General features: G+C 67.0%; 16 protein-coding genes, 1 tRNA gene and 2 rRNA genes. 12 read left to right on the top strand and 7 right to left on the bottom strand.

Annotated elements, in window-relative coordinates; genetic code table 11:
* Positions 1-106 precede the first annotated feature (106 nt).
* From glpK to BM145_RS05830, 3 genes are all read left to right on the top strand, one after another.
* On the top strand, positions 107-1,600 hold the full coding sequence (glpK, locus tag BM145_RS05840) for a glycerol kinase GlpK (RefSeq protein ID WP_093332473.1): 1,494 nt from the start codon (positions 107-109) through the stop codon (positions 1,598-1,600).
* 94 nt (positions 1,601-1,694) lie between these two features.
* Positions 1,695-2,726: a LacI family DNA-binding transcriptional regulator gene (locus BM145_RS05835; protein ID WP_093332472.1), complete on the top strand. Its 1,032-nt coding sequence runs from the start codon at positions 1,695-1,697 to the stop codon at positions 2,724-2,726.
* A 12-nt stretch (positions 2,727-2,738) separates the two neighbouring features.
* On the top strand, positions 2,739-4,028 hold the full coding sequence (locus BM145_RS05830; protein ID WP_245739111.1) for an MFS transporter: 1,290 nt from the start codon (positions 2,739-2,741) through the stop codon (positions 4,026-4,028).
* A gap of 87 nt (positions 4,029-4,115) precedes the next feature.
* Here BM145_RS05830 and BM145_RS05825 read toward each other — a convergent pair whose 3' ends face one another.
* Positions 4,116-6,542 carry a TonB-dependent receptor gene (locus tag BM145_RS05825; protein WP_245739110.1) on the bottom strand — a complete coding sequence of 809 codons (2,427 nt, stop codon included), beginning with the start codon at positions 6,540-6,542 and terminating at the stop codon, positions 4,116-4,118.
* A 236-nt stretch (positions 6,543-6,778) separates the two neighbouring features.
* On the opposite strand from BM145_RS05825, the gene BM145_RS05820 reads away from it, so the two are divergent.
* The 7 genes from BM145_RS05820 (at position 6,779) to BM145_RS05790 (ending at position 14,143) form a co-directional block, all read left to right on the top strand.
* Positions 6,779-7,609: an aldo/keto reductase gene (locus BM145_RS05820; protein WP_093332818.1), complete on the top strand. Its 831-nt coding sequence runs from the start codon at positions 6,779-6,781 to the stop codon at positions 7,607-7,609.
* Positions 7,606-8,673, top strand: a complete 1,068-nt coding sequence (locus BM145_RS05815) for an LLM class flavin-dependent oxidoreductase (protein WP_093332468.1) — start codon at positions 7,606-7,608, stop codon at positions 8,671-8,673. The genes BM145_RS05820 and BM145_RS05815 overlap by 4 nt, the downstream gene beginning before the upstream one ends.
* A 52-nt stretch (positions 8,674-8,725) precedes the next feature.
* Positions 8,726-9,319, top strand: coding sequence for an NADPH-dependent FMN reductase (locus BM145_RS05810; protein WP_093332467.1), 594 nt, complete (start codon positions 8,726-8,728; stop codon positions 9,317-9,319).
* On the top strand, positions 9,316-11,325 hold the full coding sequence (locus BM145_RS05805) for an alpha-glucosidase (protein ID WP_093332465.1): 2,010 nt from the start codon (positions 9,316-9,318) through the stop codon (positions 11,323-11,325). The genes BM145_RS05810 and BM145_RS05805 overlap by 4 nt, the downstream gene beginning before the upstream one ends.
* Positions 11,322-12,365 (top strand): YeiH family protein, encoded by a 1,044-nt coding sequence (locus BM145_RS05800; RefSeq protein ID WP_093332463.1) that lies wholly within the window; start codon positions 11,322-11,324, stop codon positions 12,363-12,365. Before BM145_RS05805 ends, BM145_RS05800 begins: the two co-directional genes overlap by 4 nt.
* A 63-nt stretch (positions 12,366-12,428) precedes the next feature.
* Positions 12,429-13,661, top strand: a complete 1,233-nt coding sequence (locus tag BM145_RS05795; protein WP_093332462.1) for a molybdopterin-dependent oxidoreductase — start codon at positions 12,429-12,431, stop codon at positions 13,659-13,661.
* A gap of 11 nt (positions 13,662-13,672) precedes the next feature.
* Positions 13,673-14,143: a hypothetical protein gene (locus BM145_RS05790; protein WP_093332461.1), complete on the top strand. Its 471-nt coding sequence runs from the start codon at positions 13,673-13,675 to the stop codon at positions 14,141-14,143.
* Here the strand turns inward: BM145_RS05790 and BM145_RS05785 are convergent.
* Entirely contained in the window at positions 14,138-14,818 is a 681-nt protein-coding gene (locus BM145_RS05785; protein ID WP_177200100.1) for a TetR/AcrR family transcriptional regulator, read from the bottom strand. The two genes, BM145_RS05790 and BM145_RS05785, sit on opposite strands and share 6 nt — an antisense overlap.
* Positions 14,819-14,878: 60 nt before the next feature.
* Between BM145_RS05785 and BM145_RS16570 the strand changes: the two genes are divergently transcribed.
* Together BM145_RS16570 and BM145_RS16510 are read left to right on the top strand one after the other, a co-directional pair.
* Positions 14,879-17,341 (top strand): alpha/beta fold hydrolase, encoded by a 2,463-nt coding sequence (locus BM145_RS16570; RefSeq protein ID WP_093332458.1) that lies wholly within the window; start codon positions 14,879-14,881, stop codon positions 17,339-17,341.
* A 33-nt stretch (positions 17,342-17,374) separates the two neighbouring features.
* Positions 17,375-17,506 carry a hypothetical protein gene (locus BM145_RS16510; RefSeq protein ID WP_281244348.1) on the top strand — a complete coding sequence of 44 codons (132 nt, stop codon included), beginning with the start codon at positions 17,375-17,377 and terminating at the stop codon, positions 17,504-17,506.
* A gap of 163 nt (positions 17,507-17,669) precedes the next feature.
* Here the strand turns inward: BM145_RS16510 and BM145_RS05775 are convergent, their stop codons facing one another.
* The 5 genes from BM145_RS05775 to BM145_RS05755 form a co-directional block, all read right to left on the bottom strand.
* A complete protein-coding gene (locus tag BM145_RS05775; RefSeq protein ID WP_143090110.1) occupies positions 17,670-18,758 on the bottom strand; it encodes an endonuclease/exonuclease/phosphatase family protein in 1,089 nt (362 codons plus the stop codon).
* A 66-nt stretch (positions 18,759-18,824) separates the two neighbouring features.
* Positions 18,825-19,907, bottom strand: coding sequence for a DNA topoisomerase IB (locus BM145_RS05770; protein WP_093332454.1), 1,083 nt, complete (start codon positions 19,905-19,907; stop codon positions 18,825-18,827).
* 455 nt (positions 19,908-20,362) lie between these two features.
* A tRNA-Met gene (locus tag BM145_RS05765) sits at positions 20,363-20,439 on the bottom strand.
* 78 nt (positions 20,440-20,517) lie between these two features.
* Positions 20,518-20,632: ribosomal RNA gene (gene rrf, locus BM145_RS05760) — 5S ribosomal RNA — on the bottom strand.
* A gap of 203 nt (positions 20,633-20,835) precedes the next feature.
* A 23S ribosomal RNA gene (locus BM145_RS05755) occupies positions 20,836-23,654 on the bottom strand.
* Between the last annotated feature and the right edge of the window lie 224 nt (positions 23,655-23,878).

Raw genomic sequence — 23,878 nt, 5'->3', positions numbered from 1 at the left:
TCGGTCCGGGGGCCGACATACCATGCCCGGCGGATAAACGAAATGCTTGACCTTCGGGCGAAACTCAATGAGCATTCGTTCGAACATAGAATGATGGAGAGGTTCTTTGGCGCGGACGCACATCCTGGTGATCGACCAGGGCACCACGTCGACGCGCAGCATCGTCTTTGACGGCGAGGCGCGCCGCGTCGCGATCGCGCAAAGGGAGTTCCAGCAGCACTATCCCGAACCGGGTCGCGTGGAGCACGACCCGGAGGACATCTGGCGCGACGTGCTCGCGACCGCGAGGGAGGCCCTGGAAGCGAGCGGGATCGCCGCCGCCGACGTGGCCGGGATCGGCATCACCAACCAGCGCGAGACGGCGGTGGTGTGGGACCGGGCGTCCGGGCTGCCGATCCATCGCGCGATCGTGTGGCAGGACCGCCGCACCGCCGACCGCTGCCACGAGCTGCGCACGGACGGTGTCGAGGATCTGGTCCGGGAACGCACCGGACTGCTGGTCGACCCGTATTTCTCCGCCACCAAGATCGCGTGGATGTTGGACAACGTCTCAGGCGCACGGGCGCGGGCGGAGCGTGGCGAACTGGCGTTCGGCACCATCGACAGCTTTCTGCTCTGGCGGCTGACGGGGGGCGCGGTCCACGCCACCGACGTGACCAACGCGTCGCGCACGATGCTGTTCGACATCCACCGCCACTGCTGGGATGCCGAATTGTGCCGATTGCTGCGCGTGCCGGAAGCGATGCTGCCGTCGGTCCACGACAACGCCCACGTCTACGGCACGACCGCGGCGGATCTGTTCGGCGCGGCGATCCCGGTCGCCGGCATGGCGGGCGACCAGCAGGCGGCGCTGTTCGGCCAAGCCTGCTTCGCGCCGGGAACCGCGAAATCGACCTACGGCACGGGCTGCTTCATCCTGCTCAACACCGGCGACCAGGCCGCGACCTCGGCCAATCGCCTGCTGACCACACCCGCCTACCGCATTGACGGACGGACGACCTACGCGCTGGAAGGATCGATCTTCGTCGCGGGCGCCGCGGTGAAGTGGCTTCGCGACGGCATCGGCGTCATCACCCATGCGAGCCAGACCGACGATCTCGCGACGCGCGTGCCCGACAGCCACGGCGTCTATATGGTGCCGGCGTTCGCGGGGCTGGGCGCACCGCACTGGGATGCCGAGGCGCGCGGCGCGATCTTCGGCCTGACGCTGGGCGCGGGGGCCGCGCATCTGGCGCGGGCGGCGCTCGAATCCGTCGCGTTCCAGACGATGGACCTGATCCGGGCGATGGCCGAGGACGGCAGCGGCCGATTGGCGATGCTCCGCGTCGACGGCGGCATGGCGGCGAACGACTGGCTGTGCCGCTTCCTCGCCGACATGATCGACGCGCCGGTGGAGCGGCCGGCCGACCTGGAGACCACCGCGCGCGGCGCGGCGTTCCACGCGGGGCTGGCGACGGGGGTCTGGTCCGGACTGGACGAGCTGGAGCGGCTCTGGTCGCGGGAGCGCTGCTTCGAGCCGTCGATGGCGGCGGAAACCCGCGACCGACTCGCGGCCGGCTGGCACGACGCCGTACGACGGACGTTGAGCGGCAACCGCTGATGTGACCGGGCGCCGCTTCGCTGATGGCAGCTGACGGACCCGTCGGGCGACGCTGCTATTCCTTCGACCCGCCGCGCTGCGTAGGACGGGGCCGATGTCGGATGCCAGAACCCCCCCGCCCGGAAGCCGCCCCACCATCCGCGACGTGTCGCGCCTCGCCGCGGTCTCGATCAAGACGGTGTCGCGCGTCATCAACAACGAACAATATGTCGGCCAGGATACGCGCCGCCGCGTCCTGGCGGTGATGAGCGAGATCGGCTTTCAACCGAGCCAGGCGGCACGCGCACTGAAAGGGCATCGGTCGCACCAGATCGCGCTGATCTGCGACAACCCCAATCCGTGGTACGTGTACGAGGTCCAGGCGGGCGTCCGCCGGCGGTGCGAGCAGGACGGTGTGCGCATGATCGCGCAGCCGTACGACCGCGGCTCACCCACGCTGCTCGAAGACATCCTCGCCCTGGTCGACCAGGCGCATCCCGATGGTCTGGTGCTGGCGCCACCGGCCTGCGACGACCGGCGGGTGCTGGAGGAGCTCGAACGCCGACGCATTCCCTTCGTGCGGCTGCAACCCGGCGGACCGATCGAGAACGTGTCGTCGACGTCGATCGACAACGAGCAGGCCGCCTTCGACATGACGACGCACCTCATCGGCCTCGGTCACGCGCGCATCGGCTTCATCGTCGGCGAGCGGAGCTACGCGGCCTCCGGGCAGCGGCTCTCCGGACATTTGCGAGCGCTCGCCGCGGGCGGCCTGGATGTCGATCTCGACTATATCCGCCAGGGCGCGTTCGACTTCGTGTCCGGCCGAACAGCGGCGGAGGCGCTGCTCGACATGGCGGAGCCGCCCAGCGCGATCTTCGCCTCCAGCGACGACATGGCCGCGGGGGCGCTGGCCGCCGCGCATCGACGTGGGATCGTGGTGCCGCACCAGCTCTCGGTCGCCGGGTTCGACGACACGCCCTTGGCCGAAGTGGTATGGCCGCCGCTGACGACCGTTCGTCAGCCCGTACGCGACCTCGCCGCAGACGCCGCCGATCTGCTGCTGACGGGCCAGGCGGCCTGCCAGCGCGAGCTGGCCTATGAACTCGTGGTCAGGGAGTCGACCGTCGTGCCGGCCGCCGCTTGACGCCGCTCGCGCATGCTGACACCGTTGTCCTATATGAAGGGGAGAGAGGACATCGAACAGCATGTCGGCGCCAGGCGCTGGGCGATCGTTGCGCTGGCATTCACCGCGATCATGCTCAACTACGTCGACCGGCAGGTCATCGCGCTGCTCAAGCCGATGCTGCAGGGCGAGTACGGCTGGAGCGATCGCGATTACAGCCATATGGCCTCGGCGTTCCAGTTCTGCGCGGCGGTCTCGTTCCTCGGCACCGGCTGGTTCATCGACCGCATGGGGCTGCGGCGCGGCTTCGCGATCGGCGTGGCTGCGTGGAGCATCGCCGGCATGGCGCACGCCTTCGTGTCGTCGGTGGCGGGCTTTATCGGCGTTCGCGCGCTGCTGGGCGCGGCCGAGTCGATCGGCACGCCCGCGCAGGTGAAGACCGCGGGCACCTACTTCCCCCCCGAACAGCGCTCGCTGATGCTCGGCATCGGCAACATGGCCTCGAACTTCGGCGCCGTGGTGGCACCGCTCACCGTCCCTGCCCTCGCGCTGTGGCTGGGGTGGCGGGCGGCGTTCCTCATCACCGGGGGATTGGGGTTCGTCTGGGTGGTCGCATGGCTCATCGTCACGCCCAGGACGGGCCGTGTCGACAAGGTCGCCGGCGTCGCTGAGGCGGGCGCGGTCCCTTGGACGTCCCTGCTCCGCGATCGTCGGCAATGGGCGGTGGTCGCGGCCAAGGCGCTCAGCGACCAGTGCTGGTGGTTCCTGCTGTTCTTCATGCCCGACCTGTTCCACCGCATGTTCGGCCTGTCGCAGGGCGAGCTCGGCCTGCCCATCGCCTTCATCTACGCCCTTGCCGCGCTCGGCTCGCTGAGCGGCGGCATCCTGCCGACATGGCTGATGTCCCGCGGCGTGGACATCGATCGAGCGCGCAAGGGGTCGATGCTCGTCTACGCGCTGCTGATCCTGCCGGTGCCGACGGTGCTGCTGACCGGCGATGCGTGGGTCGCGGCGGCACTGCTCGGGCTCGGGCTGTTCGCGCATCAGGGCTTCTCGACCAACGTGTTCGGGATGACGGCGGACATCTTCCCCGCCAGCATGATCGGCACCGCGATCGGGATCGGCGCCTTTGCCGGCAATCTCACCGGGATGGCGATGATCGAGGGGGCCGGCTTCTCGCTGGACAACGGCTACGGCTATGCCCCCCTGCTGCTCCTGTGCGGCGGCTCCTACCTCGTGGCGCTCCTCCTCGTGCAGCTGCTCGTCCCGCGCCTGACCCTCGCCGAGCCGGGCACCCCTCGCGTCGTTCCGGTTGGCCACTGACCCGCACCGAAATGTCACGAGGGTGACCGAACAGCAAAAGGCGGCCCCGGATCGCTCCGGGACCGCCTTTTCCGTGGTCCGTTCCTCTCAGAAGTTGATGCGGCCGGTGATGCCGTAATAGCGGTCGGCGTCGCGCGGGATCTGGTACCGGTAGGAGCCCGACGGACCGCCGTTCTGGATCGCGGCCGCGAAGCTCTGGTCGAACAGGTTGCGAACCTGTGCCGTCAGGCGGAAACGATCGTTCGCATCGCCGACACCGGCCGAGACGTTGACCAGCCCGTAAGAGTCGATCGTCCCCAGGCGCCGCTGCACTGCGTCTGGCGAGAAGAGGGCGAGCTGCTTGGACTGGTAATTGCCCTGTGCGCCCAGGAACAGGTCGACCGCGCCGCCCGTGCGCCAGCGGTAATCGGCGCCGAGCGACCCCTTCCACTTGGGCGCGAACGGCAGCGAGGTGCCCGCCGGGATCACGGCCGTGATCGGCGCACCCGGCGCCTGGTTGAAACGGTCAACGCGCGCGTCCGTATAGGCGATGCCGCCCGACAGCGACAGGTCGTCCACCGGTTGGAAGACAATGTCCGCTTCGCCGCCGCGCGTCGACACTTTGCCTGCATTGGTGAAGCGGGTGACGACGACGCCCGCCACCAGGTCGGGGTTGTTCGCCTGGAAATTGTCGTACTCGGCGTAGAAGGCATCCAGGTTGATGACCAGGCGCCCGCCGAACAGCGTGTTCTTCAGGCCGATCTCGTAGCTGTCCGACGTCTCCGGCGCGATCGCGTTGGTGCCGGTCGCGGTCAGGTTGAAGAAGACGTTGAATGCCGGTCCCTTGTACCCGCGCGTATAGCCGCCATAGGCGGTGACGTTGCGGGTGACGTCGAACTGCAGCGCCGCCTTGCCCGATACGTTGGTGTTGGTCGTCTTGCCGCGGAACACGGTCGCCGGCGTGCCGGTGCCGCTGGGCGTCGTCGGAAAGCTCGGTTGGATGCCGGGCCCCGCCAGCGTGGTCGTGCGGCTGTGGAAAACGTTCAGCTGGTCCGCCGTCCAGCGCAGGCCACCGATGAAGCGGAAGCGATCGGTGAAGTTGGCCGTCGCCTGCCCGAAGGCGGCGATGTTCTTGAAGACCGAGCCGAAGTCCGCCCGGCCGAACGGCGTCGTCGTGGCGGGCGCCCCGGCCGTGCCGCAGGGGATCAGCGTCGTCGGTGTCGTCGCCCCGTTGCAGACGACGTCGGCGCGCGAGTAGATCCGCTCCGACTCCGCGCGCGAATAGTAGATGCCGAGCACGTAGGCGAGGAACTGCTGCGCCGGCGAGGTCAGGCGCAGTTCCTGGCTGAACGTATGGCCGGTCTGCGGACCGGTGTCGTGCAGCTGGTTGAAGCCGACATAGGCGCTCGGCAGGAAGTCGCCGTCGCGGATCTCGGTGTTGCGATAGTCGCGATAGGCGGTGATGCTGGTGACCGTCTGCGTGCCCAGTTCCGTGTCGAGCTGCAGCGACACGCCGTAGCCCTCCTCCTTGGTGCGGGTGACCAGATTCTGGTTGACCTGCCGCGTCTCGTCGCCGCGGGGCGTCGGCAGCACGGCGAAGGCGGGGCTGGTGATCGCGACGCCAGCGGCGTTCAGCGGTCCCGTGCCGATCACCTCCGCGCAGCAATTGTCGTCGTTGCGGTGATAGTCGCCGATCAGCGCGATCGTGGTGCTGGCGCTCGGCGTCCACTTCAGCTGAGCGCGCGCGCCGTAATGCTCGTAGCCGTTGACGCGACCGCCGGTCGCCACGTTGCGGATATTGCCTTCGTACTTACCGTAAAATCCGGTGAAGCGGGTCAGCAGATTCTCGCTGACGGGAATGTTGAGCGCGCCGCGGATGCGCCTCTCGTCGCCGTTGGTGAAATAGCCACCCTCGACATAGCCGCCGAGTTCCTCCGTCGGCTGGACGGAGACGATGTTGACCACGCCCGCCGACGCGTTCTTGCCGAACAGTGTGCCCTGCGGTCCGCGCAGCACCTCCAGGCGCTCGATATCGACCAGGTCGCCGAACGCCTCGCCCGAGCGCGCGAAGACGACGCCGTCGAGGACGGTGGAGACGGACGGCTCGCCGGCGATCGAGAAAGTCGTGGTGCCGACGCCGCGCAGGAACAGCGACTGGTTGAGCGTCGTACCCGACTTCTGGAAGTTGAGTGCGGGGACAAGGGTGACCGCGCCTTCGAGACCGGGCTTGCCGCTGGCGGCCAGCGCCTGGCCGCTGATGACGGAGACGGCGATCGGCACGTCCTGCAGCCGCTCACTGCGCTTCTGCGCGGTGACGACGATCTCGCCCGGCTCCACGTCGCCGGCGGTATCGGGCTCGACCCTGGCGGGCTGCTCCGCCGCCACGCCGGGTGCGGGCGGACCGTTCGGCTGGGTCTGGGGAGCGGGGCTGAGCGGTGGGATCGCGTTCTGCGCCGACGCGGTCGTGCAGATCGACAGCGCCGATGTGGCGGCTCCCAGTAGCATCGCGATTCGCAACGTTCTCGCCTTCATCATCTTCTCTCCTGAACCGCCAAGGCCCTGTATCACGACGATTTCTTCACACCGCGAGCCATGACCAGCGAGGCTGGTCATGCTGCCGGCGGCGTTCGCAGACGATCGGGCGCCGTCTTTTCGCTCTTTCCTTTATGCCGAACCGGCAGCATAAGACAACGGTGTCTTATTTGAAATCACCCGATCGCTCCGTCGCCCTCGGCGACACCGGCCTCACCGTCAGCTCCATCGCCTGGGGCATGTGGCGCTTCGCGGGCGAGGACGTGTCCGCGGCGCGCATGTTGGTCGAGGCGGCGCTGGATGCCGGCGTCACGCTGCTCGACACCGCCGACATCTATGGGCCGGACAATGGCGAACCGTTCGGCGCGGCGGAGGCGCTGCTCGGCCGGGTGTTCGCCGAGTCGCCGGCCTTGCGCGACCGCATGGTGCTCGCGACCAAGGGCGGCATCAGCATGGGCGTGCCCTACGACTCGAGCGCCACCTACCTCGCCGAGGCGATCGACGCCTCGCTCGGTCGCCTCGGCTGCGAGCGCATCGACCTCTACCATATCCACCGGCCCGACCTGCTCACCCATCCGCAAGAGGTGGCGCGTGCGCTGGATGACGCCCGGGCCGCCGGCAAGATCGTCGCGATCGGCGTGTCGAACCACACGCCCGCGCAGACCGCCGCGCTCGCGGCCTTCCTGACCGTGCCGATCGTCAGCATCCAGCCGGAGTTCTCCGCGCTGGCGACCGCCCCGTTGTTCGACGGCCTGTTCGACCAGGCGATGGAGCGCCGGATGGCCGTCCTCGCCTGGTCGCCGCTCGGCGGTGGGCGACTGGCGGACCCGCAGGACGAGCGTTCGCGAACGGTGGTGGCACTGTTCGACGCCAAGGCCGAGGAAGCCGGCGTCGACCGCTCCGCCATCGCCTATAGCTGGATCATGGCCCATCCCGCCCGGCCGATCCCGATCGTCGGCACCCAGAATCCGTGCAGGGTCGCGAAGATACCGGACGCCTATACGCCGCGCTGGACCCGTGCCGAATGGTACGCCGTCCTCGAGGCCAGCCTTGGAGAGAAGCTGCCATGACCGACGCCTGCGAGATTAGCTGGTTCTCCGCGCTCTGCGACGACGATTACGAGTTCCTGGGCGTCCCCGATCCCAAGCTGAAATCCAGCTGGGAGCATTGCCGCGACATCGTCCTGCAGGCCGAGACCGGCGGCTTCGACAATATCCTGCTGCCCTCCGGCTACGCGCTGGGCATTGACACCACTGCCTTCGCCGCCGCGATCGCGACCATGGTCCGCCGCATCCGGCTGCTGATGGCGGTGCGCATCGGCGAGAGCTGGCCACCGCAGCTGGCACGCCAGATCGCGACCATCGACCGCATCCTGGGCGGCCGGCTCACCGTCAACATCATCTCCTCCGACATGCCCGGCGAGAAGCTGGCCTCCGCGCCCCGCTACGCCCGCACGCTGGAGGCGATGCAGATCCTGAGGACGATGCTGAACGGCCAGCCGCTCGACCATCAGGGCGAGTTCTGGCAGCTGAAGCTCGACCCGCCCGCCGTGACGACGGTCTCCGGCAAGTGCCCGCCGCTCTATTTCGGTGGCCTGTCGCCGGACGCGCGGGAGGCGGCCGCCCAAGGGTGCGACGTCTACCTGATGTGGCCCGACAAGAGGGAGGTCGTGCGCGAGATCATGGACGACATGACCGCGCGCGCCGCGAAGCACGGCCGCACGCTGAAGTTCGGATACCGCGCGCACGTCGTCGTCCGCGACACCGAGGCGGAGGCTCGGGCCGCCGCCGACCGGCTGCTGTCCAAGCTCGACGCGGCCCAGGGCGAGGCGATCCGCAACAAGTCGCTGGACACCACTTCCACCGGCGTCGCCGCCCAGGCGGCGTTGCGGGAGAACGCCACCGACGACGGTTATGCCGAGGAGAACCTCTGGACGGGCGTCGGCCGGGCGAGGTCGGGCTGCGGCGCCGCGATCGTCGGCGACCCCGATCAGGTGCTGGCCAAGATCGAGATGTATCGGGAGATGGGGATCGATGCCTTCATCCTGTCCGGATACCCGCACGCGGTCGAGGCGGATTTGTTCGCCCGCCACGTGTTGCCCAAGCTACAGCACGGGCCGCTGACCATCGACTGACGTGCGCCATGGTGGCCGACGACAGAAGCGGCGACCGGCAGAGGAGAGCAGCATGAACGGCAACAACGCGCGCCGACCACTCGTGGTCGGCATCGGCGGCACCACCCTCGGCGGATCGTCCACGCAACGCGCGCTCGAAATGGCCCTGCGCTCGGCCGCGGAGCACGGCGTCGACACCAAGTTGTTCGGTGGCGAGGACCTCGCCGCCCTGCCCCTCTACACGCCCGGCGTCGATCGCATGGAAGGCGAGACCGCGCTCGTGGACACGGTGCGGCAGGCATCCGGCATCATCATCGCCAGTCCCGGCTATCACGGCAGCATCTCGGGCCTCGTCAAGAACGCCATCGATCTGCTCGAGGAGACGGCGCGTGACGACCGCGTCTACCTCACCGACGTGCCGGTCGGCGTGATTGCCACCGCCTATGGCTGGCAGGCGACCGGGTCCACCGTCGCGGCGCTGCGCTCGATCATCCACTCGTTGCGCGGCTGGCCGACGCCGTTCGCCGCGGCGATCAACAGCGCGCAGTGCAAATTCGACGCGGAGGGCGGCTGCGCCGATCCTGCCGTCGCCGACCAGCTGGCGATGGTCGGTCGCCAGGTCGCCGCCGCGGCGATCCGCGATTACCGCGAACAGGCGACGGCATGACCGCCGTCCGGCTCGTTCCGGACGGCGACGGCTTCGATCTGCTCGCCGGCGACACGCTGCTGCTCCGGCACCGCTCGGACGCGCCCGCGCTGTTCGTCGGCGCGGGCGACGCCGACGTCGACATGTACCGGGGCAATTATTTCCTCTCGGACCGGCTGTCCGCGAGGATCCCGCTCGTTCACGCGAGCATCGACCGCGAGACCGTGACCCTTGCCGCGTCGTCGTCGACCCCGGCGCTGCTGCGTATCGTGGTCGACGACACCGGCTTCGCCGTGGAACGGCTCGATCCCGACCTCAACCGTTTCTGGCTGCGCTGCGTCACCGAGGCCGGCGAGCGGCTGTGGGGCGGCGGCGAACAGATGTCCTATTTCGACATGGCTGGCCGGCGCTTTCCCATGTGGACCTCGGAACCGGGCGTCGGCCGCGACAAGTCGACGCTGATGACGTTTCAGAGCGACCGCGACGGCCGGTCCGGCGGCGATTACTGGAACACCAACTATCCGCAGCCCACCTACGTCTCGTCGCGCCACTACGCGCTCCACCTCGACACCACCGCCTACAGCTGCTTCGACTTTCGTGATCCGGCGCACCACGAGATCGAGTGCTGGGAGATCCCTGCGCGGGTCGAACTCTTCGCGGCCGCGCGGTTCGCCGGCCTGGTGGAGCAGCTTTCCACGCGGTTCGGCCGACAGCCCCGACTGCCCGGCTGGGCGTACGAGGGCGCGATCGTCGGGTTGAAGCAGGGCGCGGACAGCTTCTCTCGCCTGGAGACGATGATCGCGGCGGGCGCGGCGATCACCGGCCTATGGTGCGAGGACTGGGTGGGACTGCGGGTCACCAGCTTCGGCAAGCGGCTGTTCTGGGACTGGAAGGCGAACGAGGCGCGCTATCCCGGTCTGCGGCGGCGCATCGCCGAACTCGACGATCGCGGTATCCGCTTTCTCGGCTATGTGAATCCCTATCTGGCAGTCGACGGCTCTCTGTTCGTCGAGGCGGCGGATGCCGGCTACCTCGCGTTGCGCCTCGACGAGGATCGGCCCTATCTGGTCGATTTCGGCGAGTTCGATTGCGGCATCGTCGATTTCACCAATCCGGAGGCCGCCGACTGGTTCGCCGACCGGGTGATCGGGCGCGAGATGCTCGACTACGGCCTGTCCGGCTGGATGGCCGATTTCGGCGAGTATCTGCCGACGGACGTGCGTCTCCACGACGGCACCGACGGCATGCTCGCCCACAACGCCTGGCCGACGATCTGGGCGGAGGTGAACGCCCGCGCGATCGAGTCGCGGGGCCGCACGGGCGATGCGCTGTTCTTCATGCGCGCGGGCTTCACCGGCGTCGGTCGTCACTGCCCGCTGCTCTGGGCGGGCGACCAGTGCGTCGACTTCTCGCGCCACGACGGCATCGGCACGGTGATCCGGGCGGCGCTGTCCTCCGGCATGCTCGGCAACGCCTATCATCACAGCGATCTGGGTGGCTATACGAGCCTCTACGGAAACGTCCGCACGCCCGAGCTGCTGATGCGCTGGAGCGAGCTGAGCGCCTTCTCGCCGGTGATGCGCAGCCACGAGGGCAACCGCCCCGACGAGAACCTGCAGCTGGACGGCGACCCGGTCGTGCTCGCCCATTTCGCCCGCATGACCCGCGTCCACGCCGCACTGGCGCCCTATGTGAAAGAATTGTGCGAGGAGGCCGCGGCGACCGGCCTTCCGCTCCAGCGCCCGTTGATGCTCGACTGGGAGGACGATCCCGCCTGCTGGGGCGTGGAGACGCAGTTCGGCTATGGCCGCGACCTGATCGTCGCGCCGGTGATCGAGGCGGACGCGGAGCGCTGGTCGGCCTATCTGCCGGCGGGGGCGACCTGGGTCCATCTCTGGTCGGGCGGGCGCCACGAGGGTGGTCGCACGGTCGAGGTGGCCGCCCCGCTCGGCGAGCCGCCGGTGTTCTGGCGCGACGGCAGCGATCACGCGGCGCTGTTCGCGGCGCTGGCGGAGGCGGCGCGATGAACCGGCCGATGGAGGCCCCTCGCGCCGCCGACCTCTTCAACGACCTCGAGCCGGAGCCCGGGCAGCGCTGGACGGACGTGCTTCCCGGCCTCATCGTCGCGGCGCTCGCCACCATGGCGGCGGGCTTCGTCGCGGACCATTACGGCGCACCGCTGACCCTGATGGCGCTGCTGATCGGCCTGGCGCTCAATTTCCTGAGCGGCGACGCCAGGATGGCGGCGGGGCTCGGCTTCGCCTCCAGAACACTGCTCCGGTGGGGCATCGTGCTGGTCGGGGCGCGCGTCACGCTCGGGCAGATCGTCGGCCTCGGTCCGCTGACGCTGCTGGCGGTCGTGCTGATCCTGCTGGCGACGCTCGGCACCGGCGTGCTGGTCGCCCGCGCGGCAGGGCTGTCCTCCGCCTTCGGCACGTTGGCGGGGGGCGCGGTGGCGATCTGCGGCGCGTCGGCGGCGCTGGCGCTGGCGACCACGCTAGGCGAACGGCGCGCGAACCAGGCGCAGCTGGCGCTCGTCCTGGTAGGGATCTCGGCCGCGAGCGCGACCGCCATGTTCTTCTATCCCCTCATCGCACACGGGGTCGGCCTCTCCAGCCGGCAGGCCGGCTTCATGCTCGGCGCGTCGATCCACGACGTCGCGCAGGCGATCGGCGCGGGCTACTCCTTCTCCGACGATGCGGGGCAGGTCGCCACCATCGTCAAGCTGACGCGCGTCGCGCTGCTCGCCCCCGTGCTGGCGCTGATCGCCGCGTTCTTCCCGTCGGACGGCGGCAAAAGGGCGAAGCTGTCGGTGCCCTGGTTCGTCACCGGGTTCTTCGTCGTCGCCGCGCTCAACTCGGTACTGCCCGTGCCGCCCGTGGTCGGCCGCTCCGCGCAAACGGTCGCGACGGCGTTCCTCGCATGCGCCGTGGCCGCCACGGGGATTCGTGCGCCGATGACCGCGCTGCTGGGCACCGGCGTCAAGCCGCTGGTGGTGATCGCCGTGGCGTCGCTCGTCGCGCTGGGTCTCTCGCTCGCCGCCGCGCTGCTGCTATTCCGAGGGTGAACGGCCACTCGCCATCCGACCGGGAACCCTCTCCTTTCCCTCTGTCATGGATCGGAGCTCCAGATGAATATGCTTGACGCCCGAATGGCGGCGGAGACCAGTCGCCGGCGGCTGCTGGCCGCAGGCGTGCTGGGCGCGGTCGGCGCCGCGGTTCCCGCGATCGCCCAGCGGACCGTCGACCTGCATCTGCCCGGCGGCAATGCGGAGCGGACGTTGACCAGCGCCTTTCCCGGCAAGGGCAGCATGATCCTCCAGCGGACCCGCCCTCCGCTGCTGGAGACGCCGATGGAGGTCTTCGACCGCTCCATCTTCACGCCCAACGACCGGTTCTTCGTGCGCTGGCACTGGGCCGACATACCCACCGCCGTGGATGTCGAGACCTTCCGATTAAGGGTGGGCGGCCACGTCACCCGCCCGCTGTCGATCGGCCTGGCGCAGCTGCTCCGGCTGCCGCGCGTCGAGATCCCGGCCGTCAATCAATGCTCGGGAAACAGCCGAGGCCTCTTCCAGCCGCGGGTCGCGGGTGCGCAATGGGGGCACGGCGCCATGGGCAACGCCAAGTGGCTCGGCGTACGGCTGCGCGACATCCTCGATCTCGCGGGCGTCAAGGCGGGCGCCGTCCAGGTGCGATTCGGCGCGCTCGATCGACCGCTGACGCCGGACGGGCCGGACTTCGCCAAGTCCCTCGACATCGATCACGCGCGCGACGGCGAGGTGATGATCGCGTTCGGCATGAACGGCGAGCAATTGCCCATGCTGAACGGCTTCCCCATCCGACTGGTCGTGCCCGGCTGGTACTCGACCTACTGGATCAAGGCGCTGAACTCGATTCAAGTGCTGCCGCACGCGGACGATCACTATTGGATGGCGAAAGCCTACAAGATCCCGGCGACGCCGCGCGCGAACGTCGCCCCCGGCTCCAAGGACTTCCCGACCATTCCCATCAACCGCATGATCCCGCGGAGCTGGATGACCAGCCTGCCCGATGGGCAGGTGGTCGCCTGGGAACCGAGCATTCCGGTCGGCGGGATCGCGATGGGAGGCGACTGCGGGATGGCCAAGGTCGACGTGTCGTCCGACGGCGGCCGAACTTGGTATCGAACCGCTCTGGGTCCGGACGAAGGGCGCTACGGCTTCCGCCGCTGGGACGGCCGCGTGCCGCTGAGACGCGGAACCAACGCCATCATGACCAGGTGCTGGAACACGCGGGGAGTGGCACAGCCGGCGACGCCGATCTGGAACCCGGGCGGCTATATGCGCGGCAACATCGAGACGACGCACGTCGTCGCTGCTTGAGGAGATCGGACGTGAGGGCTCCATCGACCGGTCTGCTGGCGGGCGGCGTGATCGCGCTGACGGCGATCGTCCTCGTGCTCGTCGGCGCTCCGCACGACCGACCGTCCCCGCCACCCCGCGCGCCTTCCGCCACGGGCGTTCCCGCCAGCAGCGTCGGGGCGAGAGGCGTCCGCCTCACATCGACGGCGATCGAGCTTCCCGCGGACGAGGCGATTTTTCCCGAAGGCCCCCGATCCGATCTCGTCAACGCGAACTGCACGGCCTGCCACTCGGCCAGCATGGCCCTAGACCAGCCCAGGCTGTCCGCGGAACAGTGGCGCGCGACGGTCACCAAGATGCGCGAGGTCTACAAGGCACCCGTTCGCGCGGCGGACGTCGATGCCATCGTGCAGTATCTCGTCGGCATGCCCGGCCAGTCGGGCGGCGCGCCGAGCGGCAGCGCGCAGGATCCCGCCCCGAACGTGCCGCCGTCGCGATCATGATCCGCCTTCATTGATTCCACCCGACGACCCGGAGGCGACACGATACCCGGTGTCGGTATCGACGAGCATCCAGCACAACGGCACCGCTGCCTTGATGAGGATATCGACCGGTTCGGCACAGCCCTCACCCACCCAATGGCGCGCGATCGCGAGCAGCCCGTGCATCGCGCCGGCGCGCGCGAGCGGCGCGGTCGCACCATCGACATGTGCCGGGTCCAACGTGCGCGCGATCAGGTCCGCGAACGCGACCGTCGAGCGGGTGAACAGCGCGTCGACCGCCTCGTCGATGCCCGACACTTCCGACAGGAACACGCGCGCGCTCGCCGGATCGTCGCGCAGCAGGCGATAATAAGCGGCGAGCAGCGCGCGTAACCGCTCGTCCGGCGTGCCGTCGACGCCGACGACCGCGGCGGCGACGTGCTGCGCCACGTAATCTGACACTTCCTGGAGCGTGGCGAGCAGCAATGCCTCGCTGCCGGCGAACGCCTCGTAGAAGTAGCGGGGCGTGAGGCCGGCCGCGCGGCAGACGGCGGTCACCGTGGTCTGGCGGTAGCCACGCTCCCCGTAGAGCGCGATCGCCGCGCGGATCAGCCGCTCGCGTCGTTCGCCGCGGCGCTCGACCGCGGACGCGCCCGCGTAGCGCCGCCCCTGTCCGCTTGCCGGTGTCGAGCCCAAGTGATAAGCCTTGTTTCCAGATATTCCTCGTCGATCCCGACCTTATCGGAGCAGTCCGCCATGGCAACCGACACCCCGCCGCCCGAGCATTTCGATGTTCTGATCGTCGGTGCCGGCCTGTCGGGCATCGATGCCGCCTACCGGCTCCAGACCGAGTGCGCGGGCAAGCGCTACGCGATCCTGGAGGCGCGCGACGCGATCGGCGGCACGTGGGACCTGTTCCGCTATCCCGGCATCCGCTCGGATTCGGACATGTACACGCTGGGCTTCCCTTTCCGCCCCTGGCCGAGCGACCGGGCGATCGCCGGGGGCGAAGCGATCCGCGACTATATCGCCGACACCGCGCGCGAATTCGGCATCGACGCGCACATCCGCTTCGGCACGCGCGTGGTCCGCGCCGCCTGGTCCTCCGCCGACGCGACCTGGACCGTCGAGATCGAGCGCGACGGGGCCGCGAGCCGGATCACCTGCGCCTTCCTCTACATGGCCAGCGGCTATTACGACTATGCCGCGGGCTTCACCCCGGCGTTCAAGGGTGTCGAGGACTTCGCCGGCGACATCGTCCACCCGCAGCACTGGCCCGAGCAGCTCGACTGGACGGGCAAGCGCGTCGTCGTGATCGGCAGCGGCGCCACCGCCGTCACGCTGGTGCCCTCCCTCGCCGACCGGGCCGCGCACGTGACGATGCTCCAGCGCTCGCCCACCTACATCGTCTCGCGCCCGTCGCGGGACGGGTTCGCCAGCGTCGCCCACCGCGTCCTGCCCCGCAAGCTCGCGGGCACGGCGGCCAAGTGGAAGAGCGTCGGGCTCGGCATCGCCACCTACGCCTATGCGCGCAAGCGGCCGGACAGGATGAAGGCGCTGATCCTGAAGGGCGTGCGCGCGCAACTGCCCGACAATTACGAGATCGAACGCGACTTCGAGCCGCGCTACGCCCCCTGGGACCAGCGCATCTGCCTCATCCCCGACGCCGACCTGTTCGGGGCGATGCGCGCCGGCAAGGCGGCGATTGTCACCGACCGGATCGACCGCTTCACGGCAAGCGGCATCGCACTGGAGTCGGGCCGGGAGCTGGCCGCCGACATCGTCGTCACCGCGACCGGCCTCGTCATGCGGCTGATGGGCGGTATCGAGCTGACGGTCGACGGCACGGTCGTAAATCCTGCCGACCGGCTGATCTACAAGGGCATGATGTTGAGCGACGTGCCCAATCTGGCGCTCGCCTTCGGCTATACCAACGCATCTTGGACGCTGAAGTGCGACCTGTCGGCGCGCTACGCCTGTCGCCTGATCCGCCACATGGACGCGCACGGCTACGCGTCGTGCACGCCGCGCCGCGACGATCCCTCGGTCACGCCCGAGCCGATGCTGGGGTTCACCTCCGGCTACGTCCAGCGCGCCAACGCCATCCTGCCGCATCAGGGGTCGAAGGCGCCGTGGCGCGTCCACCAGAATTACGCGCTGGATCTCGCCGCGCTCAAGTTCGGCAAGCTGGAGGACGGCGTGATGCACTTCGCCGAGCGGAACGGAACCGTCCCCGGCCCCTCCCCCGCGGCCACCGCCACGCCGGCCCCCCGCTCGTCGCTTCCCATCGGCACGGTCGCCGCGGCGGCGGCGGTCGCCACCGTCGCCGGTCTGGCGCTGTTCGCCAAGCTGACCGAGCGGCGGATCGAGCGGATGGTGCCCGTCGACGGCCGCTTCGTCGACGTCGACGGCCGCCGCATGCACTATCTGGAGCGCGGCGAAGGACCGACCATCCTGATGATCCACGGTCTGGCCGGGCAGATGCGCAACTTCAGCTACGCGCTGCTCGACCGGCTCGCCGCCGACCACCGCGTCATCCTGATCGACCGGCCGGGCTCGGGCTATTCGGTAGCGGGCGAGGCGGCGAACGTCCGCGCGCAGGCGGCGCAGATCGCGCGCTTCGCCCAGACACTGGGGCTGGAGCGGCCGCTCGTCGTCGGCCATTCGCTCGGCGGCGCGGTGGCGCTCGCGCTCGCGCTCGACCATCCGGCGGCGGTCGGCGGCCTCGCCTTGATCGCGCCGCTCACCCAGCCGGTCGACACCGTGCCCGGTGCATTCGAGCGGCTCGCCATCGCCTCGCCGCTGGCCCGCAAGGCGGTCGCCTGGACGCTCGCCACCCCTGCCGCGATGCTCGCCGGGCAGAAGGGGGCGGAAGCCGCGTTCGCGCCCGAGCCGGTGCCCGCCGACTTCGCGACCCGCGGCGGCGGCGCACTGGTCGCGCGGCCCGGCAACTTCCAGGCCGCCGCCGCCGATCTGGTCGCCGCCAACGACGACCTGCCCGGCATGGTTGCGCGCTACGGCGAGCTGCGGCTGCCCGTCGCCATCCTCTACGGTCGCGAGGATCGGGTGCTCGACCCCGAACTCCACGGCCGCCGGCTCGCCGAGGCGCTGCCCGCGGCAGCGCTGACGCTGATCGATGGCGGTCACATGATTCCCGTCACCCGGCCGGACGAGACCGCCGACTGGGTCCGGATGCAGGCGACCCGCTCTCCCCGCTGATCGCGCCGTCGCCCCCGCCGAGCGAGAACGACGATGGACGAGGTCGACGTGATCGTGGTGGGCCGCGGCACCAGCGCCGGCTGGCAGATCACCTCGCCCGGCATGATGGAGGCGGCGTCCAACGCGACACGAGTGCCATTGTGGGAACGACGTCGAACGCGTTGAACAGCATCGCCCAGGGCGGATCGACATTCAGCGCTCGTCACCCCGGCGAAGGCCGGGGCCCAGCTGGGAGACGCGAACGATCGGTCGTCGCACCTCTTCCACGACCTTCCCGACTGGACCCCGGCCTTAACCGGGGTGGAAAAATGCCGAATGTCGATCCGTCCTAGCGTTCCGACATCGATCGTGCCGCGGCACGGGCCTGCGCATCGAGATCGTCGGGCGAGCCATTCCGCGCGCGAGCGCGGTCACCGGCCAGGCAAACCGTCGCGGCGAGCGGCCGGTGGTCGGAATGCACGTCCGGCAGGATGCGCAGGTCCCGGAAGGTGAAGCCGGGCGACAGGAACAGCTGGTCGAGCGGCCAGCCGAGCGAGACGTAGTCGGCCGGAAAGCTCGGAAAGCTCCCGCGTCCGATGCGCGGATCGAGGAAGCCGCCGACCTGCTTGAACAGCTGCGTGGTGCGCGACCATGCGACGTCGTTGAAGTCGCCCATCGCCATCCTGGGTACGTCATGATCGGCGACGGCGAGCGCGGCGTGCTCGATCTTGCGATCACGCAGGTCGGTATCCTGCCCCGGCAATGGCGGGCGGGGGTGCAGGCCGACATAGTCGAACGGCCTGCCGTCGCGGGCCGACAGCCGCGCGTAGAGCGTCGGCGTATCCCGGTCGGTGATGTTGCGCGTTCCTGCCGAGCGGACGGGCAGGTTGGTCGCGAACACCAAGCCATAGGTGTTGCCGAGCGGCCGCACGACCCGTGTACGATAGCGCACCAGCGACGGCGCGAGCGCGCTGACCCAGCGTTGGTCGGTTTCCATCAGCAGCAGGATGTCGGGCTTCATCCGGTCGATCAGGCGGCGCGTGGGCGTGTAGTCGCGATTGTGCTGGTAGACGTTCAGCCCCAGCACGGAGAAGCACGACGCGCGGTCGTCCGGAGCAACCCGGTCGGCACGGGCGACCTCGACCGGCGCGAACCAATAATAAGGATAGATCCGCCACGCCTGCAGCCCCGCGGCGAATGCCAGTACCGCGATGACGATCCAGGCCCATCGGCCGATCATCGTGACGGCAACGCCGATCGCCGTCACCCCGATCGCCACCAGGATCAGCAGCCGGGGGAAGTCGAGCGCGCGTATCCACCAGGAATTGGACGGGATCAAACTGACCAGCGTCGCGACCGCCAGGACGCACGCGACCGTCGCGAACAGCCGGCCGACGATGACCCGTACCGTTCCGCGCCCCGACGGGTCACCCCGCATCGACATGCTCCGGGCACATCATACACGCCGGACCCCGTCGTCGGCCGGCGCGGAGGTGGAGCCGCATCAAGCGGCCAGCTTGTCGGACAGGCGCCGCTGCAAAAAGGCGAGCACCAGCGCCTCCTCGGGCCGTAGTCCTGCCACATTGTCGCGCAGCTCGCGCTCGACCTCCTGCTCGATCTCCAGCACCAGCGTCTCCGACATGTAGCTGTCGATCACCTCCGGGTGCACGTAGCAGCGGCGGCACACGGCCGGCGTGTTGCCGAGCTTGGCCGACACCTTCTCGATGGCGGCGCGGACATTCCTCTTCGCGGCGGCCTCGCTGTCGAACTTCTCGAACTCGGCCAGCGCCAGGGCGGCGAGTACGGTGCCGGTCCAGGTGCGAAAATCCTTGGCCGTGATCGCGCTGCCGCTGATCTCGCGCAGATAGGCGTTGACGTCGCTCGACGTGACCTCGCGCTGCTCGCCCTCGTCGTCCAGATACTGGAACAGGTGCTGGCCGGGCAAATCCTGGCTCTGCTTGACGATCTTCGCCACCCGGCGATCGGCCAGCTTCAGGTTCCACTGCTTGCCACTCTTCCCCTTGAAACGGAACTTCAACTCACCGCCATCCACCTCGACGTGCCGGTCGTTGAGGGTGGTCAAGCCATAGCTCCGGTTCTGCTTGGCGTAATCGGCATTGCCCACGCGGATCATCGTCGTCTCCAGCAGGCGGACGACCGTCGCCAGCACCTTCTCGCGCGGCAGGCCACGACGGCGCATGTCGGCGTCGATACGCTCGCGAATGCCGGGCAACACCTCGGCGAAGGTCAGCATATGCTCGTATTTTGTGCTGTCGCGCACCTCCCGGAAACGTTCGTGATAGCGGTACTGCTTGCGTCCCTTGGCATCGCGGCCGGTCGCCTGGATATGGCCGCGCTCGTCCGCGCAGATCCAGACATCGGTGTAGGCGGGCGGAATGCCGATCTTGTTGATGCGCTCGATCACCGCCTTGTCGGTGATCCTCGCCCCGCTCGGGTCGCGGTAGCTCCAGCCCTTGCCGCTCTTGCGACGGGTGATGCCGGCCCCTTGGTCGTCGATATAGACCAGCCCCGCGCTCTCCGCCGCATCGCGCGCGTCGATGATGTTCTCGCCTGCTTCGTCGCTCATCGTCGCTTCTACCGTTGATCCGGCGTCAGAACGAGCCAAGAAGACGCTGTTTCCACGAGCCGACCGCCCTCGCCGCCCTCGCTACCACCGGGGGACGCCTCGTGGCCTGCCGCTCCGCCGGGCCGATTTCGACGGAGGGACCTCTCCTTGTCCGAAGCGCCTCTCCAACGCCCCACGCGATCGCGGCCGGCATGAGGCTGGCACCCGTGTCCCGTAAGACAAAAGCCGCGCCGCTCGCCTCGATCATTCTCACCGATTGCGCCGGCCGCATCGTCGAGAGGATGAGCTAACGCAGCAGCTTTGCGGGACTATCGACTACGACAGGAGCCCCGCGAGTGACACGGCGAGAGAGACTCCCAGATGGTCGTTGAGTTGATCGCCATGCGGCGATCATTGCGGCGTCAGCACGAGGCCGGAAGCCGACGCCAGAGGGCTATCTGAGCTGATGTGTTATTTGGTTGCGGGGACAGGATTTGAACCTGTGACCTTCAGGTTATGAGCCTGACGAGCTACCGGGCTGCTCCACCCCGCGACGGGGGCATGTTGCCCCAGTTCCCGACGGTTTGTCGGGGGAATGTGAATGGGTTCTTGTTCTCTCACGGGCTGCAATGCCTGGCGACGACCTACTCTTCCATCGCTTGAGCGATAGTACCATTGGCGCAGTCGGGTTTCACGGCCGAGTTCGGGATGGGATCGGGTGGGACACCGACGCTATAGCCACCAGGCAATGGAGCGCGTGAGATATTCTCATGAAGTGGTACTTCATGAGAGCCCTGAGGGGGGATGCCGGTCGCCACGGGTGGCGAGGAGCGTTCCCTCGGGGGCTGGTTCAAATCGATGCCGTGCACGGTGTTGTATAATCTGGTTGGAGGTCATCATCCCACCCAGTCCGGTTTGTGTCCGGTGCTGATGTTGGTGGTGTGGCACTCTCAAGCGCGAATAGAGCGATTAGTATCGGTTAGCTTCACGCGTTACCGCGCTTCCACATCCGATCTATCAAGGTCGTGGTCTTCGACCGCTCTGAGAAATCTTATCTCGAGGGAGGCTTCCCGCTTAGATGCTTTCAGCGGTTATCCCGTCCGTACATAGCTACCCTGCTGCGCCGTTGGCACGACGACAGGTACACCAGAGGTACGTTCAACCCGGTCCTCTCGTACTAGGGTCAACTCCTCTCAAATTTCGACGCCCACGGCAGATAGGGACCAAACTGTCTCGCGACGTTCTGAACCCAGCTCACGTACCACTTTAATTGGCGAACAGCCAAACCCTTGGGACCTGCTCCAGCCCCAGGATGTGATGAGCCGACATCGAGGTGCCAAACAACCCCGTCGATATGAGCTCTTGGGGGTTATCAGCCTGTTATCCCCGGCGTACCTTTTATCCGTTGAGCGATGGCCCTTCCACGAGGGACCACCGGATCACTATGACCGACTTTCGTCTCTGCTCGACTTGTCAGTCTCGCAGTCAGGCGGGCTTATGCCATTGCACTCTTGCAGCCGGTTTCCAACCGGCCTGAGCCCACCATCGCGCGCCTCCGTTACTCTTTAGGAGGCGACCGCCCCAGTCAAACTACCCGCCACAGAGGGTCCTTGCACCGGTTTCACGGTGCGAAGTTAGACATCAGAAAACAACAGGGTGGTATTTCACCTACGGCTCCACATCAGCTGGCGCCAATGCTTCAAAGCCTCCCACCTATGCTACACAGTTCCTTCCTAATGCCACTCTGAAGCTGCAGTAAAGGTGCACGGGGTCTTTCCGTCTAACCGCGGGTACCCCGCATCTTCACGGGGAATTCAATTTCGCTGAGCATGTCCTGGAGACAGTGGGGAAGTCGTTACGCCATTCGTGCAGGTCGGAACTTACCCGACAAGGAATTTCGCTACCTTAGGACCGTTATAGTTACGGCCGCCGTTTACCTGGGCTTCATTTCAGAGCTTGCACCCCTCCACTTAACCTTCAGGCACCGGGCAGGCGTCAGGCCCTATACGTCGTCTTGAAGCCGACTTAGCAGAGCCCTGTGTTTTTGCTAAACAGTCGCTACCCCCTGGCCTGTGCCCCCTCATAAAGCTTGCGCTTAGTGAGGGCCTCCTTCTTCCGAAGGTACGGAGGCAATTTGCCGAGTTCCTTCAGGACACTTCTCTCAAGCGCCTTGGTATACTCTACCTGACCACCTGTGTCGGTTTCGGGTACGGTCTATACGGTGGGGCTATTTCCTGGAACCTCTTCGAAGCCCAGCCAATCCAATAAGGCTGAACAACACACGAGATCCGTCACACACCACCAGGCCCACGAATATTAACGTGGTTCCCATCGACTACCCCCTTCGGGCTCGTCTTAGGGGCCGGCTCACCCTGCGCGGATTAGCCTTGCGCAGGAACCCTTGGTCTTTCGGCGAGAGGGCATCTCACCCTCTTTATCGCTACTCATGTCTGCATTCGCACTTCCGATACCTCCACGACCCATTACCAGATCGCTTCGCAGGCCTACGGAACGCTCCGCTACCGCGTGGATAAATCCACACCCTAAGCTTCGGTGCACGTCTTGAGCCCCGTTACATCTTCGCCGCAGAAACCCTTGTTTAGACCAGTGAGCTGTTACGCTTTCTTTAAAGGATGGCTGCTTCTAAGCCAACCTCCTGGTTGTTTTGGGATTTCCACATGCTTTCCCACTTAGACGTGACTTGGGGACCTTAGCTGTAGGTCAGGGCTGTTTCCCTTTTGACGACGGACCTTAGCACCCGCCGTCTGTCTCCCGGATATCACTCCTAGGTATTCGGAGTTTGGTTAGAGTTGGTAGATCTCGCGACCCCCGCATCCATCCAGTGCTCTACCCCCTAGGGTGTCCATCCGAGGCACTACCTCAATAGTTTTCGCGGAGAACCAGCTATTTCCCGGCTTGATTGGCCTTTCACCCCTAAACACAACTCATCCGGTAACTTTTCAACGTTAATCGGTTCGGACCTCCAGTGCGTGTTACCGCACCTTCATCCTGGTCATGCCTAGATCGCCGGGTTTCGGGTCTAATACATCGAACTATGGGCGCCCTATTCAGACTCGCTTTCGCTGCGCCTACACCTAACGGCTTAAGCTTGCTCGATACATTAAGTCACAGACCCATTATGCAAGAGGTACGCTGTCAGGCCTCAAAGAACCCTCCAACTGCTTGTAGGCAATCCGTTTCAGGTACTGTTTCACTCCCCTCATCGGGGTGCTTTTCACCTTTCCCTCACGGTACTAGTTCGCTATCGGTCGCATACGAGTATTTAGGCTTGGAGGGTGGTCCCCCCATGTTCAGACAGAATTACACGTGTTCCGCCCTACTCGAGTCCTGATGTTTCATTTTCGCATACGGGGCTGTCACCCGCTATGGCGCCACTTTCCAGAGGCTTCTGCTAATTCACCATCAGGCACTGGCCTGGTCCGCGTTCGCTCGCCACTACTAACGGAATCTCGGTTGATGTCTTTTCCTCCAGCTACTGAGATGTTTCAGTTCACCGGGTTCGCTTCTCGAAACCTATGTATTCAGTCCCAAGATACCTGTTCCCGCCTAACCAGTTGATCCTCTCGGCAACACGCTTGCGCGTGCCACCGAACGGCTCAGCTGGTTAAACGGATAGGTGGGTTTCCCCATTCGGAAATCTGCGGGTCAAAGGTTGCTCACACCTCACCGCAGCTTATCGCAGCGTGCCACGTCCTTCATCGCCTGTATGCGCCAAGGCATCCACGAATTGCCCTTACCTCACGCTTGAGAGCCCACACCACCAACATCAGCACCGGACTCGGCAAGAATCAGTACTGGTCGTGTCGAGCGCTAGCTCGACGCGGGTGCGGGATGATTAATCTCAGCCAGATTATTTAATGAGTGAACCAGCCTTGCTCGTCGCTGCGCGAACCCCGTTGCCGGAGCCGCCGCTTCGCTCAAAGCCGATACCTCACGGCATCGATTTTAAGAACCCATTCACAATGTCAAAG

The sequence above is a fragment of the Sphingomonas rubra genome (genome assembly GCF_900115745.1).
Classification (GTDB): Bacteria; Pseudomonadota; Alphaproteobacteria; order Sphingomonadales; family Sphingomonadaceae; genus Sphingomonas; species Sphingomonas rubra.
Note: the sequence above shows the minus strand (reverse complement) of the source record. Positions and strands in the feature narration are given on the sequence as shown.

Bases quoted from the DNA above. Each gene is read 5' to 3' on its own strand.
- BM145_RS05835 (WP_093332472.1), top strand. From the start codon at position 1,695: ATGTCGGATGCCAGAACCCCCCCGCCCGGAAGCCGCCCCACCATCCGC.
- BM145_RS05830 (WP_245739111.1), top strand. From the start codon at position 2,739: ATGCTGACACCGTTGTCCTATATGAAGGGGAGAGAGGACATCGAACAG.
- BM145_RS05825 (WP_245739110.1), bottom strand. From the start codon at position 6,542: ATGATGAAGGCGAGAACGTTGCGAATCGCGATGCTACTGGGAGCCGCC.
- BM145_RS05820 (WP_093332818.1), top strand. From the start codon at position 6,779: ATGTGGCGCTTCGCGGGCGAGGACGTGTCCGCGGCGCGCATGTTGGTC.
- BM145_RS05815 (WP_093332468.1), top strand. From the start codon at position 7,606: ATGACCGACGCCTGCGAGATTAGCTGGTTCTCCGCGCTCTGCGACGAC.
- BM145_RS05810 (WP_093332467.1), top strand. From the start codon at position 8,726: ATGAACGGCAACAACGCGCGCCGACCACTCGTGGTCGGCATCGGCGGC.
- BM145_RS05805 (WP_093332465.1), top strand. From the start codon at position 9,316: ATGACCGCCGTCCGGCTCGTTCCGGACGGCGACGGCTTCGATCTGCTC.
- BM145_RS05800 (WP_093332463.1), top strand. From the start codon at position 11,322: ATGAACCGGCCGATGGAGGCCCCTCGCGCCGCCGACCTCTTCAACGAC.
- BM145_RS05795 (WP_093332462.1), top strand. From the start codon at position 12,429: ATGAATATGCTTGACGCCCGAATGGCGGCGGAGACCAGTCGCCGGCGG.
- BM145_RS16570 (WP_093332458.1), top strand. From the start codon at position 14,879: ATGGCAACCGACACCCCGCCGCCCGAGCATTTCGATGTTCTGATCGTC.
- BM145_RS16510 (WP_281244348.1), top strand. From the start codon at position 17,375: ATGGACGAGGTCGACGTGATCGTGGTGGGCCGCGGCACCAGCGCCGGC.
- BM145_RS05775 (WP_143090110.1), bottom strand. From the start codon at position 18,758: ATGCGGGGTGACCCGTCGGGGCGCGGAACGGTACGGGTCATCGTCGGC.
- BM145_RS05770 (WP_093332454.1), bottom strand. From the start codon at position 19,907: ATGAGCGACGAAGCAGGCGAGAACATCATCGACGCGCGCGATGCGGCG.